The following is a 16,073-nucleotide window of genomic DNA, read 5'->3' as shown; positions in this document are numbered from 1 at the left end:
ATTCTGCCTGCTGCGGCTCTGCGGCCCGGACGGCCTGCCGGTTGTCCGGACCACCGGAGATCCAGGGCGAAAAAGAAAAACGTCCCCGGCACCCTGCTGCCAGGATGCCGGGGACGTACCACTCTTCGTTCAAAGAGTGGGCCCTGTGGGGCTCGAACCCACGACCCACGGATTAAAAGTCCGATGCTCTACCAACTGAGCTAAAGGCCCCAGCCGGGATGGTTCAGCACCAAAAGCACTGGCCAACCGCGGCCCATCCATTTCTGGACGTTAATACTCTAACCCATGGTTCAGGCACGCTTCGCACGGTGGCAACCATACGCTGTCGGCCGGGGAATCCTGCACGGGCAAGGCTACCGGACGCTCGATTTCCACCTTGGCACAGGAGTAGCGTGGGGGCATGAGTGAGCAAGCAGGATCCAGCCCGTACGGCGGCGCGAACCGGCACCACAAGCCCAAGCCCTTCGCTCCCATCGACTTCGAGCCCTTTGCCGGGGGCGCGGATCCCGCGCGTGTTTCCGAGGCTGCGCACCTCGCCGCCCAGGCGCTGGTCCGCCACGGCCGTGACAGCGACGATCCTGTGGTCACCGAGCGGCTGGTAAAGCTTGCCGACGAGCAGGGGCTGGAGGCGATTGCGGAGATGTGGGCGGAGAGCCCCGCACGCTCGCTTCCCGGTGCCTTGTGGCGTTTGTACGCCCTGCGCGCGGCCACAGTGCAGGACCCGGAGCGCATTTCGGTGTACTTCCGGGCCGGGAAGGACACGGCCCAGGTATCCAACGTTGTGGCCGGCGCCGCTGAGCCGCCGGGTGCCGATGAGATGCGGACCATGGCGGACGCCATCCTTTCCGGAGCGTTCGACGGCGAGTTCGACGTCGCGCTGGAGCGCTCGGCAGCGTTCTGCCGGGTGGTGGCGCTCGGCCAGGCGACCATCGCCGACGGTGCCGAGCTGGGCAATGAAGCGCACGCCAGCAAACTGACCCGGAACTCACACCAGCTGGTCAAGACCGCGGAGGACCTGGAGCACGCCGCCAATGCGTGGCGGTTGGGCGAATTGGACTGATTCTCCCGGCTGCCCTGCCCTGCCCGCATCTGTCAAGATTGACTTGGGCCAGCCAAAGTAGAAAACTGAAACCGGTGCCGAGCCGCGAAACCCCCGGGCTTCAACAATTAGCCGCCTAGAGCGGCCTACCGCCGAGAGGCGTATCCGGTTCGGCACCATTTTCCTGCCGCCATGCACCTGCGGGATGCCCCCCCATTTTTCGAACGCCTCAGCCGCGCTGTTTTCAAGTGCCCACCCGCGGCCCGGTAGAGTTGGGCTCAGTTGCGCGCCGGGGTCAAGTCACACGGCAGCACTACCCGCCCTGTACCTTCCCCGGAGACGGTTAATACGTGAAGCTGCGCCTTTTTCCCCAGGAGCCCGCCGGGCTGAACCTCCTTTCGCAGTTGGCCCAGCAGATTGTGCTGGCGAGTGCCACGCTGGCGGAAATTCTCGGCGTCCCCGCGGCCGAGCACGGCAAACTCGTCGAAGACATGCACAACCACGAGGCGAAGTCCGCTGAACTGCACTTCGCACTCCTGACCCACATGCGGACCAGCTTCGTTAACCCGCTCCCCCGCGAGGACATGTACGCCCTGTCCCGCTACCTCAATGAGGCGATGGAAAAGATGGACGCGGCGGCAGAGCTGGTGGCCCTGTACAAGCTGGAGCGGCTGCCCAAACGCGCGGCCGACCAACTGGAAATCATCAGCCGCCAGGCCGAACTGACCGTGGACGCCATGCGCCGGCTTAACGATTTGGACGACCTCGAGGACTATTGGATCGAGATCCTCCGCCTTGCCCAGCGCGCCGAGCGCACGCACCGGATATGGGTTGCCGACATGATCGCCGACATGAAATGGGCCCAGTATTCCCGCAACCGGGACATCGCCAACCAGTTGGTCGAGGTCACCAAGGACATGCGGAGGATCGCCACCCAGGTGGGCAGCATCATCGTCAAGGAATCCTGAGGTGACGCCGGTCATTTTCGGATTCGTGGTCCTGCTGACCGCGGCCTTTACTTTCCTCAACGGCTTCCGTGATGTCTCCACGTCAGTGGCACTTGCCGTCCGCACCCGGGCACTCACCCCGAGCGTTGCGGTGCTGCTGGCGGCCTTCTTCAACTTTGTCGGCGCCCTGCTCAGCGCCGGCCTGGCCGTAACCGTCAGCCAGACCTGGATCAGCCTTCCGATGGGAACAGGGGGTTTGAGCATCCTCCTGGCCGGCCTTGGGAGCGCTTTCGCCTGGGGAATCCTGTTGTGGTGGCGGGGCATCCCTGCCTCCTCCACGCATGCCCTGGTGGGCGGCCTCGCCGGTGCGGGCCTGGCCAGCCTCGCGATGGGCGGCGCCGGCGTCGGAGGGGTGGACAGGTCCCTGCTGTTCCAGGTGGTACTGCCGCTGGTGCTGTCCCCGCTCGTTGCCTACAGCGGTGCGTTCATGCTCGTGTATCCGGCCACTTGGGCGGCCCGCTACACGCAGCCCAACGTGGTCAACCACCGCTTCCGCCGCAGCCAGGCCATCGCCGCAGGCGCTGTGGCTTTTGGACACGGCCTGCAGGATGGGCAGCGTGTAAGCGCTGTACTGCTGCTCGCGCTGCTGGCGGCTGGATATTCCGGCGGCGGCACTATCCCCCTGTGGGTGGTCCTGCTGTCCGCCGTGATGATGACAGCGGGAACGTTGTTTGGCGGCTGGCGGATCTCGCACACCATTGGGTACAAAATCACCCGGATTGATCCCCTCCGGGGTTCGGTGGCGCAGATCTTCAGCGCGGTGATGCTCTTTGTGGGCGCCATCGGACTTCAGTGGCCGCTGTCCACCACGCACACCGTGACGTCGGCTGTCCTCGGGGCAGGCGAAAACCAGAACTTCTCCGTGACGAACCGAAAGCTGGTCATCCGGATCGTCGGACTCTGGCTCCTGACGCCGGCAGCCACGGCGGCCCTTGCTTTCGTCCTGGCACTGGCACTGACCCCGCTGGCAGGCTGAGCTGCCGCCCTGCTGCCCGGGGCCGGTGTTCCCCTGTACAGCTGAAGCGCCGTGACGTAGATTCGAAAGTAAGCCCCCGGAACTTTGCAGCACAGAGCAGGTGCCGGGGTGTCACATCCGCCGCCGGGTGCAGGGCCGTGGATGCGCCGCTGCAGCATACCGGCGGCATGGATGCACATCGCGGAAAAGAGCAGGCATCATGTCTACCTCCAATCCCCGGCACTCCCTGCCCCAGCCACGCCAGCTCCGCTGTGAAACCTGCGGTGCGGAACACCAGTTGACCATCCACGCCGTCAGGGCAATGGGCTGGGGCAACGGTGATCTGGTCAGCGTCTCCTACACCTGCAACGACTGCGGGCTGTTCCAGGAGCACCTCGCGTATACGGAGGACGTGGCAGCTGCTCTGCACCAGGTGAGGTGGATGGCCCAGGTCATAGTCTTTGGCGACGACTACATCCACTGCGGGTTTCCCATGGAAGAGGCCGAGTTCGAGATTGAACGGCTCTGCTACCGCAGCGGCGCCGGCGGAGGCAGCCTCGGTATGGTCTCCCTGCCTACCCGGGTCCTGCGCTGCCGGTGCGGTTTCCAGCTGGAAGTTCCTGAGTAGCAGCCGCTCCCGCCGGTCTACCCGAAGCGGCCGGAGACGTAATCCTCGGTGGCCTTCTGGACGGGGTTGCTGAAGATGGTGTGGGTGTCCCCGACCTCGATGAGTTTGCCGGGCTTCCCGGTACCGGCGATGTTGAAGAAAGCCGTCCTGTCAGAAACACGGGCTGCCTGCTGCATGTTGTGGGTAACAATCACAACGGTGTACTGGTCCTTGAGCTCGTTGATGAGGTCCTCGATGGCCAGGGTGGAGATCGGGTCCAGCGCGGAACACGGTTCGTCCATGAGGATCACCTGCGGCTCCACGGCAATCGCGCGGGCAATGCAAAGGCGCTGCTGCTGCCCGCCGGACAGGCCCGACCCGGGCTTTTCCAGGCGGTCCTTGACCTCGTTCCACAGGTTGGCGCCCTTCAGCGAACGCTCCACCAGGACATCGGCTTCGCCCTTGGAGATCTTCTTGTTGTTCAGCTTCACGCCGGCGAGCACGTTGTCGCGAATGGACATGGTGGGGAACGGGTTGGGCCGCTGGAACACCATGCCGATCTGGGACCGCACGGTGACCGGGTCCACGCCGTGGCCGTACAGGTTGTCTCCGTCCAGCAGGACCTCGCCCTCGACGCGTGCGCCCGGGAGGACTTCGTGCATGCGGTTCAGGGTCCGCAGGAACGTGGATTTGCCACATCCTGAGGGCCCGATGAATGCGGTGACGGACTTGGCCTCGATGTTGATGGTGACATCCTCCACGGCGAGGAAATCGCCGTAGTAGACATTCAGGTCCTTGACGTCGATGCGCTTAGACATGGTGTTCCTTCACTGACTGGGTATGAATTGAAGTCTGGCATCCGGTCCGCGGGACCGGAAGGGGAAATTCCGGAGCGGCGGGTCAGCGGCCGCTCTTGGGGGCGAAAATCCTGGCAATCAGCCGGGCACCAAGGTTGAGGACCATCACCAGGATGATCAGCACCAGGGCGGCTCCCCAGGCGCGCTGGGAGGACGGGTCCGGGTTGGCCGGCGACGTGGGGTTCAGGATCTGGGTGTAGATGAACGTGGGCAGCGAGGCCATCCAGCCGCTGAAGACGTTGGAGTTGATGCTGGTGGCAAACCCTGCGGTGACCAGGATGGGTGCAGTCTCGCCGATGACGCGGGCGATCGCCAAGGTAACGCCGGACGCGATGCCGGAGATCGCCGTCGGAATAACCACCTTGATGATGGTCCGCCACTTGCGGACGCCCAGGGCGTACGCGGCCTCACGCAGTTCGTTGGGAACGATCTTGAGCATCTCCTCGCTGGAACGCACCACCACCGGGATCATCAGGACGGAAAGCGCGACGGCGGCGACGGCGCCGGTCTTGGTGCCCGGGCCCACGACGGCGAAGAAGAAGGCCGCCGCGAAGAGTCCGGCCACGATGGAGGGGATACCGGTCATGACATCCACGAAGAAGGTGATGGCGCGGGCGAGCCGGCCGTCCTCGCCGTACTCCACCAGGTAGATGGCCGTCAGCAGGCCCACCGGCACGGAGATGACCGTGGCCAGCAGGGTGATCTGGATGGTGCCGAGGAGCGCGTGGTAGATGCCGCCGATGACCGGCGCACCTTCCTCCACTGCCTTGTTGTCGAAGACACCGGTGACGCCGTTCATGGAGGTGGTCATGAAACCTGGCGCCAGGAGGCCCGGGATTCCGTTGACCAGGACTGTCCAGATCACGGAGATGAGCGGGAGCAGCGCGATCAGGAAGGACCCCACCACCAGGCAGGTGGCCAGCTTGTCCTTGGCTTTGCGTGAGCCTTCCACGGCGGCGCTCCAGGAGACCAGCCCGACGGCGAAAAGGATCGCCGAGACGATTCCCCAGCCGAACGCATTGAAGCCCACCAGCGCGAGGATGGCAGCTCCGGCGATGAGGGCGGCGGCCAGGACGGCATAGGGTGCGTATTTGGGCAACTGGCCCTTGGTGAGGGCCGAGCGCTTGCTGCGCACGGGAGTAAGGGTGGAGGTCATTTAGTTGGCTCCCGAGAATTCTTTGTGCCGGGTGATGATCCAGCGCGCGATCATGTTCACGGCCAGGGTGATGATGAACAGGACCAGGCCGGCGGCGATCAGGGTGCTGACCTTGAGCCCGCTGGCTTCCGGGAAGTTCAATGCGATTTCAGCGGCGATGGTCTGGTTTCCGGACTGGATCAGGCTGGCGGTGAGGGCGCCGGAGGAAAGGACCAGGGCCACGGCCATGGTTTCGCCCAGGGCCCGGCCCAGGCCCAGCATGACGGCGCTGATGATGCCGGGGCGGGCGAACGGCAGGACGGACATCTTGATCATTTCCCAGCGGGTGGCGCCCAGTGCGAGCGCGGCTTCCTCATGCAGTTTGGGGGTCTGCAGGAAGATTTCGCGGGACAGCGAGGTGATGATCGGGAGCACCATGACGGCGAGGACGATGCCGGCGGTAAGGATGGTCTTGCCTGTGGCCGACGCCGGCCCCTGGAAGATGGGCAGCCAGCCCATGTTTGCGGCAAGCCAGTTGTAGGCGGGTGAGATTTCCTTGGCCAGGAAAGCGGCGCCCCACGCCCCGTACACCACGGACGGGATGGCGGCGAGGAGGTCCACCACGTAGCCCAGGCCCGAGGCGAGTCCGCGGGGAGCGAAGTGCGAGATGAATAGCGCCACCCCGATGGCAACGGGGGTGGCAATCACCAGTGCGATGACCGCGGCGATCAGCGTGCCGATGACGATGGGCCAGATATAGGCGAAAAAGCCCTTACCGCCCTGGATCTCGTCAGCCGGCGCTGTAAGTGCAGGGATGGCCTGGACTACCAGGAAGAGTGCGACGCCGAAGAGGACGGCGAGAATGAGGCAGCCTGCGGCCAGCGCGGCGCCCGAGAAGATTTTGTCCCCGGCGCGGCCGGCGCCCTGGGTACTTGTCAGGGTGGTGGCGGTCATTCGACGGCCCTTCGATCGGTAACTGGGAGGGGAGGCATTGTCCAAAGCCAAGTTCCCCGCACTGCCTTTCGGCAGGCGGGGAACCCGGAATCGGAGCGGTGGTTAGGACTTGACCTTGATGGATTCGATGGCCGTGGTTGCCTTCTCTGCAAGAGCGGAGGACAGCGGGGCCGACTTTGCGGAATCCGCGGCAGCCTGCTGGCCTTCCTCGGAGACGACGTAGTTCTCGAAGGCCTTGACCAGGTCAACGGTTTCCTGGGAATCGTAGGCGCTGCAGACCACGTGGTAGGAGACCAGCACCACGGGGTAGGCGCCGGAAGCGGTGGTCTTGCGGTCCAGCTTGATGGCGACGTCGGTCTCGGCGCGGCCCTCAACGGGGGTGCCGGCCTCGACGGCCTTTGCGGCGGCGTCGGCGGAGATCTTGACGAACTCCTCGCCCACCTTGATGGACGCGGTGCCGAGCTTGCCGCCGACGGCGGAGTCATCAGCGTAGGTTACGGCGCCGGGGGTGTCGGTGACGGTCTTGACCACACCGGAGGTGCCCTTGGCGTTCTCGCCCTGGAGGTTTGCCGGCCAGACACCGGAGGACTTGTCCGTCCAGACTTCGGGGGCTGCCGAGGCCAGGTAGTCCGTGAAGTTGGTGGTGGTGCCTGAGTCGTCCGAGCGGTTCACCGGGGTGACCTTGAGGTCCGGGAGGCTGACCCCATCGTTCAGGGCGGCGATGGCGGGATCGTTCCAGTTGGTGATCTCACCGCGGAAGATCTTTGCCACGGTGGGGGCATCCAGCTTCAGTTCGGTCACGCCGGGGACGTTGAAAGCCACGGCGATCGGGGAGATGTAGACCGGAATGTTGATAGCACCGTCGGGGCCGCAGACGGCCTTGGAGCTCTCGAACTCTTCGTCCTTGAGGTAGGCGTCGGAGCCGGCGAACTGGGCTGAGCCGTCGATGATTGCCTTGCGGCCCGCGCCGGAGCCGTCCGGGGAATACTGCACGGTGGCGCCCTGGTTTGCGGCGGCAAAGCCTGCCTTCCAGGCGTCCATGGCTGCGCCGGTGGACGAAGCGCCGATGCCGGTGAGGGTACCGGTGACCTTCGGGCCGGAAGAAGTCTGGTTGCCTGCAGGCGCGGTGCCCGTGGCGTTGTCTGAACCGCAGGAGGTCAGCGCGAGTGCGCCGGCTGCGAGAACAGCGATAGCCGCGTGGCGGCCGAAGCGGAGTGCCTTCACTAGATGTACCCCTTCCAGGGTTATTCAGGTGCGGGGCAGGACGGAGAACCCTGCTGCGCGATGCGTACGTTGTGTACCTTCATTGAAATTAGGCTTCGCAGGTAACGGGACGGGCTGCCCAAAGTGAACGGAGGATTAACGACGGCGGGATATTTGCTGACAACTGGCCGGTCACCATTGCGCAGATCACACGTCCGGCCGTAGTGCACGGACGTCAGAATAAATGGTCCGGGCGGCAATAGACTGAACGGCATGGCCCCCGCAGCAGGACTCTCAGCAGGCAGGCGGTTCCTGCGCGGCCGGATCCGTACCGGCCTGATCCGCAGCCGGAACTCGTTGGTTCCGGCCATCCAGATGACGGTGTGCGCGGTGGGTGCCTATGCCTTCGCTGAGTACGTGCTGGGCCATTCGGGGCCGCTGTTCGCGGCCACGTCGTCCCTGATTGCCCTCGGCTTCTCCCGGGAGCCGCGGCTGCGGCGGGTGCTGGAGGTGGGCATGGGGTGCACCATCGGCATTGCCGTGGGTGACCTGCTCCTGCACTGGCTGGGCGGCGGAATCTGGCAGGCCGCCGTCGTCCTTCTGTTCTCCATCCTGCTGGCCCGCTTCCTGGACAGCGGCACCATCTTCACCACCCAGCTGGGGCTGCAGTCGCTGCTGGTGGTCCTGCTTCCGGCGCCCGCGGGCGGTCCGTTTACCCGGAGCATCGATGCCGTGGTGGGCGGCCTCTTCGCGCTGCTGGTGACCATCCTCATCCCGAAGGACCCGCGGCGGGAGCCGCGCAAGGACGTCCAGAAGCTGCTGCACGAGCTGGCCGAGGTGCTGCGCGAATGTGCCGATGCGCTGACCAACAGCGATTCCACGCAGGCCTGGCATGCCCTCATCCGGGGCAGGAACTGCCAGCCCCTGGTGGACGGGATGAAGCAGTCCCTGCGCGCTTCCGGGGAGGTGGCCACCCTGGCGCCCGCCTACAGAAGGCACCGGGACGAGCTGGACCGGCTGAAACAGTCGCTCGACTTCATTGACTTGGCGCTGCGCAACAGCCGGGTTTTCGCCCGCCGGCTCACCAGCGCCATCAACCACGCGGCGCTGTCGGACGAGGCCACGGACAACATAGCGGAAGTGCTGCAGGAGACCGCTGCCGCCATTGACGAGCTGTCGCTGGGCCTGGCGGAATCGCACGACGGCGTCCGCCGCGCCCACCTGCGCACGGCCCGGCGGGACCTGAGCGAGATCGCCCTGCGCCTGCATCCGAAGCTGCTGGAGGTTCAGCGGCTGGAAGGGGAAACAGTGGTGATGCTGTACCGCCCGCTGATGGTGGACCTGCTGGAGGCTACCGGGATGGATGCCCGCGAAGCCCGGGACGTGCTGCCCGCGCTCTAAGCAGCCCCGGCGCGCTGGTCATTGGGGTAATGCAACCCCAGCTGCGACCTGGCCTGGTCCAGCAACTGCATCACCTGCACCGTGTCCTTCCAGGGCATCAGCGGGCTCTCCTGGAGGCCTGCCCGGATGCAGCGGGCAGTTTCGCGGAGTTCGTGGATGAACCCCTCCGTCTCCTCCTCAAATTCCTCCACCCGGGTGGTGCCGTCCAGGGTGCAGATCTCCAGGGTCTTTGGGTTGTACAGCGGGGATCCCGTCCTGATCCAGCCGGCGGTTCCGCTGATGGTGGCGGTGCCCGGGCCGGCCGCCTGGAGCGACGATGTCAGCTGCGCGGCAGCCCCTTCCGGATACTCCAGCGTTATGGTGTTCTGGACGTCAACGCCGTCCTGGTTCAGGTGCCCGTTTGCCGCCAGTGCCGTGGGGAAACCAAGAGCCGCGGTGGCCCAGGTCAGCGGATACACCGCAAGGTCCAGCAGCGCTCCCCCACCTGCTGCCGGATCCCACAGCCTGTCATTGGGGTCATAGGCAGCTGGGAAGCCCAGATCCGCCTGGACCCAGCGCACTGTGCCAATTGCACCGCCGCGGATGAGCTCCAGCGCGCGGCGGGTGGCCGGCAGAAAGCGCGTCCAGACAGCCTCCATAAGGAACAGGCCGCGGGACCGGGCCAAGTCCACCAGTTCCCGGGCTTCGGCGGCGTTGACCGTGAACGGCTTTTCGCACAGGACATGTTTTCCTGCTTCCAGGGCCGCCCGGACAACCTTAAAGTGCTGTGCGTGGGGAGTGGCAACGTAGACCACGTCCACCCGGGGGTCGGCGAAGAGCTGCCGGAAGCCGGAGCCGGAGCCGGAGCCGGAGGGATCGTCGTGGTAACTCACCGCAAAGCCGTGCTCTTCCGCGAATGCCTGCGCCGAGCCCTTGCTGCGCGAACTTACTGCGTACAGTTCCGCATCTTCAAGGCAGGCGAGGTCCCGGGTGACCCGGTGGGCTATCCGCCCGGTAGCTACAACACCCCAGCGCAGGACCGCGTCCGGTCCCGTGCTGCTGCTGGATGCCCTGCCCGCTTTACCGGCGGTCATCACACGGACTCCCGGATCACGAGCGAGGTGGGGATCTGCGTGACCCGTTCGGTGTCCTTGCCCTCGATGAGGTCAACCAGGATTTCGGCCATCTTCTTTCCCATCTCAATGATCGGGTGGTGCACGGTGGTGAGCGGTGGATTTACCGACGTAGCGAATGAATCGTCGTCGAAACCCACTACCGCTACGTCCTGGGGAATCCGGAGCCCGCGTTCCTGGAGCACTGTGTAGGCACCGGCGGCCATCTGGTCGTTGGCCACGAACAGGCCATCCACGGGCCGGCCGCTTCCCAGCAGCCGCCGCATCGCTTTCGCACCGGATGCCAGGGTGAAGTCCCCGTACTCCACCATGGAATCCTCGAGTCCGGCTTCAGCCATCGCCGATCTCCAGCCATTGAGCCGGTCTATGCCCGGCGGCATGTCCTGCGGGCCTGCGATGGTGGCAATATTCGTCCGCCCGCCCTTGAGCAGAAGCCGTGTTGCGCCTGCCGCTGCAGCTTCATTGTCGACGTCCACGTAGTACCTGGCACCTTCTCCCAGCGGCCTGCCGGCGAACACCATGGGGATGTAGTCGCTCAGGTGGGTCCAGGACCTGTCGCCGACGTGGTGGGACACCACCAGCGCGCCCGCCACGTTGCCGCCGAGCAGGAATGCCCTGGTCTTCTCGGGTTTGGCTTCCGATGCAATAACCATGTTCAGGGTGTAGTCCGTCTCCCCCAGATACAGCGCCACACCCTGGACGACTGACGCGAAGAACGGATCCGCGAACACCTTTGACGTGGACTCCGGCACGATGAGTGTCACGGAGTTGGGCCGCCTGCTTGCCAGGGACCGCGCCGCCCGGTTTGGCGTGTAGTTCACGGCAAGGATGGCCTGCCGCACTTTGGCGGCGATGTGTTCGTCCACGCTTGGAACGTCATTGACTACCCGCGACACTGTGGCGCGGGAGACACCGGCCAGCGCTGCCACCATTTCCAGGGTGGGCGTTGGCCGGCTGCCGCTGGTGTCTTGCTTCACAATTTTCGCTCCGTGGTCTGGCTGGCACTGGTCTGGGACTCCAGTTTAAGCGGGCAGCGACGCAGCGAGTCGGGAGGCGTTCCGCTTTGCCGCGGCAATCAGTTCCGCATAGGCCCTGCCGCTGTCCTTGACGGTACGTTCCAGCGTGCCGTAATCCACCCGGACAATCCCAAAGCGCTTTCCGTAGCCCCAGGACCACTCGAAGTTGTCCAGCAGGGACCAGACAAAATAGCCCCGGACATCCGCGCCCTGATCTATCGCTTCACCCACGGCTCCCACATGGTCAAGGATGAACCGGGCGCGGTCCACGTCGTGCACGGCTCCGCCGGGACTGACGGTGTCCTCGTAGGCGGCCCCGTTTTCGGTGATGTAGAGCGGCGGCAGCGAGGGGTACTCCTTTCCCAGCCGGACGAGGAGTTTCCGCAACCCGTCCGGATTCACTTCCCAGCCCATCGCAGTCCGCGGCAGCCCGCGGCTGGGAAAGGCGATGTCTTCCGAACCGATCCAGGGTGAGGCGGAGGCCCGTTCGGCGCCGCCGGAGTGGCCGTCGCTGCCGGCGTCGTCCGCGTGGCCGCTGATGAGGTCATCGTGGTAATGGTTCACGCCCAGGAAGTCCAGCGGCGCGCTGATAACGTCCAGGTCGCCCGGCAGGATCACGTCCTGCAGGCCGAACGGGGCAAGGTCCCGCAATGAGTCCGCCGGGTAGGCTCCCCGCAGGATCGGATCCAGGAAAATCCGGTTCTGCAGCGAGTCAAAGCGCCTTGCTGCGTCCAGGTCCACGGGGTCCTGGCTGTCCCGCGGAATCGAGTTGCTCAGGTTCAGGGTAATGCCCAGGTGCCGGGCACCCCGCTCACGCAGGGCATTCACGGCCAGCCCGTGGGCCAGGTGCTGGTGGTGAACGGCAGCGATGGCTGCAGCGGGCTCCTGGCGGCCCGGGGCGTGCACTCCGGACCCGTAGCCCAGGAGGGATGAGCAGAAAGGCTCGTTGAACGTGGTCCAGTGCTGGACCCTGTCCCCCAGGGCCGAGTAGACGTCATTCGCGTACTCCAGGAACCTGTACGCGGTGTCCCGGTTGGCCCAGCCGCCTTTCTCCTCCAGGGCCTGCGGCAGGTCCCAGTGGTAGAGGGTGAGCCACGGCAGGATCCCTGCTTCAAGGAGTTCATCCACCAGCCGGGAGTAGAAGTCCAGCCCCTCCCGGTTAACGGCCCTGTCCGCGGGGCGCACCCGCGCCCAGCTGGTGGAAAAGCGGTAGGAGTCGAGTCCCAGCTCTTTCATCAGCCGGACGTCCTGCGGCATCCGGTGGTAGTGGTCCACGGCCTGCTCAAGGTTCTCCCCGTTCGCAATCGCTCCCGGGATCCTCGCGAAGTGGTCCCAAATGGAATCCTCCTTGCCGCCCTCGTGGCCGGCGCCCTCTATCTGTGCGGCCGCCGTCGCCGACCCCCACATAAAGCCCTCGGGCCATTGCCGCTGATATGTCCGGTGCTGCATTAGCCCTTCACTGCTCCTTGCATGATTCCTGAGATGAGTTGTTTGCCGGCGAGCACGAAGAGCACCAGCAGCGGAAGTGTTGCCAGTACCGCTCCGGCGAGGACCACGGAGTAGTCCACGTAGCGGGCTGACTGCAGCTGGCTGAGCGCCGTCTGCAACGTGGGATTGCCGGCGTCGAGCACCAGCAGGGGCCAGAGAAAATCTGTCCAGGCTGTCATGAACGTGAACAGGCCAAGAATTGCCATGGCGGGCCGTGCTGCCGGGATGGCCACGTGCCAGAAGGTGGAGATCATGTTGGCCCCGTCCATCCTGGCGGACTCGATGAGCTCATCCGGGATGACGTCCACGAGGTATTGCCGCATGAAGAAGACGCCGAACGCAGTGACCAGGGTGGGGACCACTACGGCCCCGATTTCACCTGTCCAGCCCAGGGTGCGCATCACCATAAAGAGCGGGATGATGCCCAGCTGGGTGGGGATGGCCATGGTGGCCACCACCATCAGCATGAGCCCGTCCCGGCCCTTGAAGCGCAGCTTGGCGAAGGCGTAGCCGGCCAGGGTGGAAAACCCCACCACGGACACGGTGATGATGGATGAAATCAGCACACTGTTGCCCAGGGCGAGCCAGAACGGAATGGTGTCAAAGACCTCGCCCACATTGGTCCAGAAGTTCCCGCCCGGGAGCAGCGGCGGCCAGGTCTCGCCAAGGGCCTCGTTGGAGCGGCTGCCGATAACGGCTGACCACCACAGCGGGTAGGCCGACGACACCAGGAAGGCGAGGAGAAGTCCGTAGGTCAGGAATCCCGGCCTGCCGCCCGAGCCCAGGAAGCGCCTGCGGACCGGGGCCGGATTGCCGGCGGGTTTGGATTCAGCAGGAACTGTGCCGGCGGGCGCGGCGGGCGCCCCTTCGATGATGCTCATCGCTTGGTCCTTTCAGGGCGGTGCCGGGTGGCTCTCCGGGCGGCCCGGGAGGGCTTGGCGGCATCCGCGGTGGCAATCCGCCGTGAGATCAGGTAGTTGATGAGGCCGAACAGCACGATAATCAGGAAGAGCAGCCAGGCGATGGTGGACGCCTTGCCGAAGTTCTGGCGCTGGAAGGCCATTTCCCAGAGGTACAGCACGGTGGTCTGGAACTGCCGCTGCGAACCGCCGGCGGTGGCGGGGTCGAACAGGCGCGGTTCGGTGAAGATCTGCAGCCCCCCGATGGTCGAGGTGATGACCACAAAGACCATGGTGGGCCTGATGCTCGGCAGGGTGATGCTGAAGAACCTGCGCAGGGCTCCGGCACCGTCCAGGGCGGCCGACTCGTACAGGTCACGGGGAACGGCCTGCATTGCCGCCAGCAGGATAAGGGCGTTGTATCCGGTCCAGCGCCAGTTCACCATGGTGGCGATGGCAACGTGGCTGGGCAGCGTCTCGCTTTTCCACATCACCGGGTCCAGGCCGAAATTGCCCAGCACGTTGTTGATCAGTCCGTACTGTTCGCCGAACATGTTGGTGAAGATCATTGCTACTGCCACCGGGGTGACGATGTAGGGCAGGAGGACGCTCATCCGCCAGAACGTCCTGGCCCGGAGGTTCTGGTCCAGTACTGCGGCCAGGAAGAGCGCCACGGCAAGCTGCGGGATGGCGGACAGCAGGAAGATGCTGACGGTGTTGAACAGGGAGTTCCAGAAGAAGCGGTCATGCAGGACTTCCGTAAAGTTCTGCAGGCCTACAAAGTCGCCCTGGCCTTTGAGGAGATGCCAGTCAAAGAGGCTGACCACGAAGGTATAGACCAGCGGGAACAGTCCCACCAGCGCGAAGAGGATAAAGAAGGGGGCGATGTAGAGGTAGGGCGATGCCTTGACGTCAAAGACGTTCAGCCTCTGTTTGAAGGTGGGTTTGGGCTTGGCGGCCGCTGGTGGTTTGGCCGGGCGGTTCAGGGTGGTTGTCATTGGGCTCTTGCCCTCCATCGGGGGGCCTCCCTTCCGGGAGGCCCCACAGCGGGTGGTGCTAGTTGTTTACGACCAGGTCGTTGAGGAGGGTCAGGGCTTCGGACCAGGCTTTGTCTGCATCGGCAGTGCCGCCGTCGAGCATCTTCAGCGCGGGGCCGAAGACGTTTTCCTGGATCACCGAATCGTCCGGTCCCTTGAACTGGGCCACCACGCCCTTGGCACGGTTGGCGAGGATGACACCGGTGGGAGCGTTGTTGAACACCACGTTGGGTGCGGCATCCGCGACGAGCTTCTCCTGCGCCTTGATCGTGCTGGGGAAGTTGTTGGCCGCAGCTGACTGCTTGACCTGCTGTTCAGGCGCAGTGAGCCAGGCCGCGAGCTTGGCGGCCTCGGCGGGGTGCTTGGAGGTCTTGGGCACAGAGAGGAAAGCGCCACCCCAGTTTGAGGCTCCGCCGGGAAAGACGTCGGCGAAGTCCCAGCCGCTTTCCGTGCCGCCGCCTGCAGATTCGAGCTGGCCCTTGATGGTGCCGAGCATCCAGCCCGGGCAGACGAAGGTGGCAAAGGAGCCGTCAACAAAGGCCTTGCCGTTGCCCCAGTCCCACTGGGTCTGGTTTGCGGACAATCCGGAGGCGGTGCCGGCAGCCAGCATCTCGAACTTGGCCTTCATCTCGGAGTTGCCGTCGACGTTCAGCTCGCCGTCCTTGGTGTAGTAGCCCTCTTCCATCTGGTTCACCATGGAGTTCCAGACGAAGCCGGACTGGTCGTACCAGGCTTTGCCGGTGGCTGCCTTGTACTGCTCACCGAGCTTGAAGTATGTTTCCCAGGTTGCCTCCTCGCCGCCGAAGAGCTTAGCCACTGACTCGCGGTCACTGGGCATGCCGGCAGCTTCGAACAGCTTGCCGTTGTAGCAGAGGCCCTGGGGGCCGATATCTGTCCCGTAGCCGATGACGCGGCCGTCAGGATCGGTGCCCTGCTTGAACTTCCAGTCCACCCAGTTGTCCTTGATGTCCCCCGCACCGTGCTCGTTGAGGTCCACGAACTGGTCCGACACCTCCATGATGGAACCAAGCCAGCCCTCCTCGATGGCCACCACGTCGCTGAGGCCGGAGCCGGCCGCGAGCTTGGTGAAGGCATCAGTGCGGGCGTTCGCTCCGCGGTCGATGTTGGTGGCTTTGACCTTGACGCCGGGATTGGCCTGCTCATACTGAGCGTAAAGATCGTCATAGCCGAAGGTTCCAAAAGTGGTAACCGTAAGCTCTACGGGATTGTCCGCGCTTGCTGCCTGTTCCGAACTGCTGCTGCAGCCTGTGGCCATCATGGCCAGGGCTGCTGCGCCCGCGATGGCGGCCGCAGTGTGTCGACGTACGAATTTCAAGGTCACTCCTTTGTGGGACTTCCGGCG

At 64.8% G+C, this 16,073-nt stretch carries 15 protein-coding genes and 1 tRNA gene; 5 read left to right on the top strand and 11 right to left on the bottom strand.

Going from position 1 to position 16,073, the window contains the following annotated elements; genetic code table 11:
- Positions 1-137 precede the first annotated feature (137 nt).
- Positions 138-210, bottom strand: a tRNA-Lys gene (locus tag CXX84_RS12735).
- Positions 211-400: 190 nt separating this feature from the next.
- On the opposite strand from CXX84_RS12735, the gene CXX84_RS12730 reads away from it, so the two are divergent.
- The 4 genes from CXX84_RS12730 to CXX84_RS12715 all read left to right on the top strand — a co-directional run bounded on the left by CXX84_RS12730 (position 401) and on the right by CXX84_RS12715 (position 3,629).
- Positions 401-1,060, top strand: coding sequence for a hypothetical protein (locus CXX84_RS12730; protein WP_102977076.1), 660 nt, complete (start codon positions 401-403; stop codon positions 1,058-1,060).
- Between the two features lie 329 nt (positions 1,061-1,389).
- Positions 1,390-2,007 carry a DUF47 domain-containing protein gene (locus CXX84_RS12725; RefSeq protein WP_102977075.1) on the top strand — a complete coding sequence of 206 codons (618 nt, stop codon included), beginning with the start codon at positions 1,390-1,392 and terminating at the stop codon, positions 2,005-2,007.
- A 1-nt stretch (position 2,008) separates the two neighbouring features.
- The gene (locus CXX84_RS12720) at positions 2,009-3,022 is read left to right on the top strand and encodes an inorganic phosphate transporter (RefSeq protein ID WP_102977074.1); all 1,014 of its coding nucleotides are present in this window, start codon (positions 2,009-2,011) and stop codon (positions 3,020-3,022) included.
- 199 nt (positions 3,023-3,221) lie between these two features.
- Positions 3,222-3,629, top strand: a complete 408-nt coding sequence (locus CXX84_RS12715) for a hypothetical protein (protein WP_102977073.1) — start codon at positions 3,222-3,224, stop codon at positions 3,627-3,629.
- 17 nt (positions 3,630-3,646) lie between these two features.
- Here the strand turns inward: CXX84_RS12715 and pstB are convergent, their stop codons facing one another.
- From pstB to pstS, 4 genes are all read right to left on the bottom strand, one after another.
- On the bottom strand, positions 3,647-4,426 hold the full coding sequence (gene pstB, locus CXX84_RS12710) for a phosphate ABC transporter ATP-binding protein PstB (protein WP_102977072.1): 780 nt from the start codon (positions 4,424-4,426) through the stop codon (positions 3,647-3,649).
- 82 nt (positions 4,427-4,508) lie between these two features.
- Positions 4,509-5,621, bottom strand: coding sequence for a phosphate ABC transporter permease PstA (gene pstA / locus CXX84_RS12705; RefSeq protein WP_102977071.1), 1,113 nt, complete (start codon positions 5,619-5,621; stop codon positions 4,509-4,511).
- Positions 5,622-6,554, bottom strand: a complete 933-nt coding sequence (pstC, locus tag CXX84_RS12700) for a phosphate ABC transporter permease subunit PstC (RefSeq protein WP_102977070.1) — start codon at positions 6,552-6,554, stop codon at positions 5,622-5,624. It lies immediately after the preceding gene.
- 102 nt (positions 6,555-6,656) lie between these two features.
- On the bottom strand, positions 6,657-7,778 hold the full coding sequence (gene pstS, locus CXX84_RS12695; RefSeq protein ID WP_102977069.1) for a phosphate ABC transporter substrate-binding protein PstS: 1,122 nt from the start codon (positions 7,776-7,778) through the stop codon (positions 6,657-6,659).
- Between the two features lie 252 nt (positions 7,779-8,030).
- Between pstS and CXX84_RS12690 the strand changes: the two genes are divergently transcribed.
- Entirely contained in the window at positions 8,031-9,158 is a 1,128-nt protein-coding gene (locus tag CXX84_RS12690) for an FUSC family protein (protein ID WP_102977068.1), read from the top strand.
- Here CXX84_RS12690 and CXX84_RS12685 read toward each other — a convergent pair.
- Genes CXX84_RS12685 through CXX84_RS12660 form a run of 6 tightly spaced genes read right to left on the bottom strand, consistent with a single transcriptional unit; the run spans position 9,155 to position 15,989 of the window.
- Positions 9,155-10,231 carry a Gfo/Idh/MocA family protein gene (locus CXX84_RS12685; protein WP_102977067.1) on the bottom strand — a complete coding sequence of 359 codons (1,077 nt, stop codon included), beginning with the start codon at positions 10,229-10,231 and terminating at the stop codon, positions 9,155-9,157. The genes CXX84_RS12690 and CXX84_RS12685 overlap by 4 nt on opposite strands.
- On the bottom strand, positions 10,231-11,247 hold the full coding sequence (locus tag CXX84_RS12680; RefSeq protein WP_102977066.1) for a LacI family DNA-binding transcriptional regulator: 1,017 nt from the start codon (positions 11,245-11,247) through the stop codon (positions 10,231-10,233). Before CXX84_RS12680 ends, CXX84_RS12685 begins: the two co-directional genes overlap by 1 nt.
- Positions 11,248-11,292: 45 nt before the next feature.
- Positions 11,293-12,735 (bottom strand): GH1 family beta-glucosidase, encoded by a 1,443-nt coding sequence (locus tag CXX84_RS12675; RefSeq protein ID WP_102977065.1) that lies wholly within the window; start codon positions 12,733-12,735, stop codon positions 11,293-11,295.
- Complete coding sequence (locus CXX84_RS12670) at positions 12,735-13,655, bottom strand: carbohydrate ABC transporter permease (RefSeq protein ID WP_102977064.1); 921 nt, start codon at positions 13,653-13,655, stop codon at positions 12,735-12,737. Before CXX84_RS12670 ends, CXX84_RS12675 begins: the two co-directional genes overlap by 1 nt.
- The gene (locus tag CXX84_RS12665; protein WP_102977063.1) at positions 13,652-14,671 is read right to left on the bottom strand and encodes a carbohydrate ABC transporter permease; all 1,020 of its coding nucleotides are present in this window, start codon (positions 14,669-14,671) and stop codon (positions 13,652-13,654) included. Before CXX84_RS12665 ends, CXX84_RS12670 begins: the two co-directional genes overlap by 4 nt.
- A gap of 58 nt (positions 14,672-14,729) precedes the next feature.
- Complete coding sequence (locus CXX84_RS12660; RefSeq protein ID WP_102977139.1) at positions 14,730-15,989, bottom strand: extracellular solute-binding protein; 1,260 nt, start codon at positions 15,987-15,989, stop codon at positions 14,730-14,732.
- Positions 15,990-16,073: the final 84 nt, after the last annotated feature.

Origin of the sequence: Arthrobacter sp. AFG7.2 (assembly GCF_002892835.1) — a bacterium.
Taxonomy (GTDB): Bacteria; Actinomycetota; Actinomycetes; order Actinomycetales; family Micrococcaceae; genus Arthrobacter.
Note: the sequence above shows the minus strand (reverse complement) of the source record. Positions and strands in the feature narration are given on the sequence as shown.

Coding starts and splice junctions, on each gene's coding strand:
- CXX84_RS12730 (WP_102977076.1), top strand. CDS start 401: ATGAGTGAGCAAGCAGGATCCAGCCCGTACGGCGGCGCGAACCGGCAC.
- CXX84_RS12715 (WP_102977073.1), top strand. CDS start 3,222: ATGTCTACCTCCAATCCCCGGCACTCCCTGCCCCAGCCACGCCAGCTC.
- pstB (WP_102977072.1), bottom strand. CDS start 4,426: ATGTCTAAGCGCATCGACGTCAAGGACCTGAATGTCTACTACGGCGAT.
- pstA (WP_102977071.1), bottom strand. CDS start 5,621: ATGACCTCCACCCTTACTCCCGTGCGCAGCAAGCGCTCGGCCCTCACC.
- pstC (WP_102977070.1), bottom strand. CDS start 6,554: ATGACCGCCACCACCCTGACAAGTACCCAGGGCGCCGGCCGCGCCGGG.
- CXX84_RS12690 (WP_102977068.1), top strand. CDS start 8,031: ATGGCCCCCGCAGCAGGACTCTCAGCAGGCAGGCGGTTCCTGCGCGGC.
- CXX84_RS12685 (WP_102977067.1), bottom strand. CDS start 10,231: ATGACCGCCGGTAAAGCGGGCAGGGCATCCAGCAGCAGCACGGGACCG.
- CXX84_RS12675 (WP_102977065.1), bottom strand. CDS start 12,735: ATGCAGCACCGGACATATCAGCGGCAATGGCCCGAGGGCTTTATGTGG.
- CXX84_RS12670 (WP_102977064.1), bottom strand. CDS start 13,655: ATGAGCATCATCGAAGGGGCGCCCGCCGCGCCCGCCGGCACAGTTCCT.
- CXX84_RS12665 (WP_102977063.1), bottom strand. CDS start 14,671: ATGACAACCACCCTGAACCGCCCGGCCAAACCACCAGCGGCCGCCAAG.
- CXX84_RS12660 (WP_102977139.1), bottom strand. CDS start 15,989: ATGATGGCCACAGGCTGCAGCAGCAGTTCGGAACAGGCAGCAAGCGCG.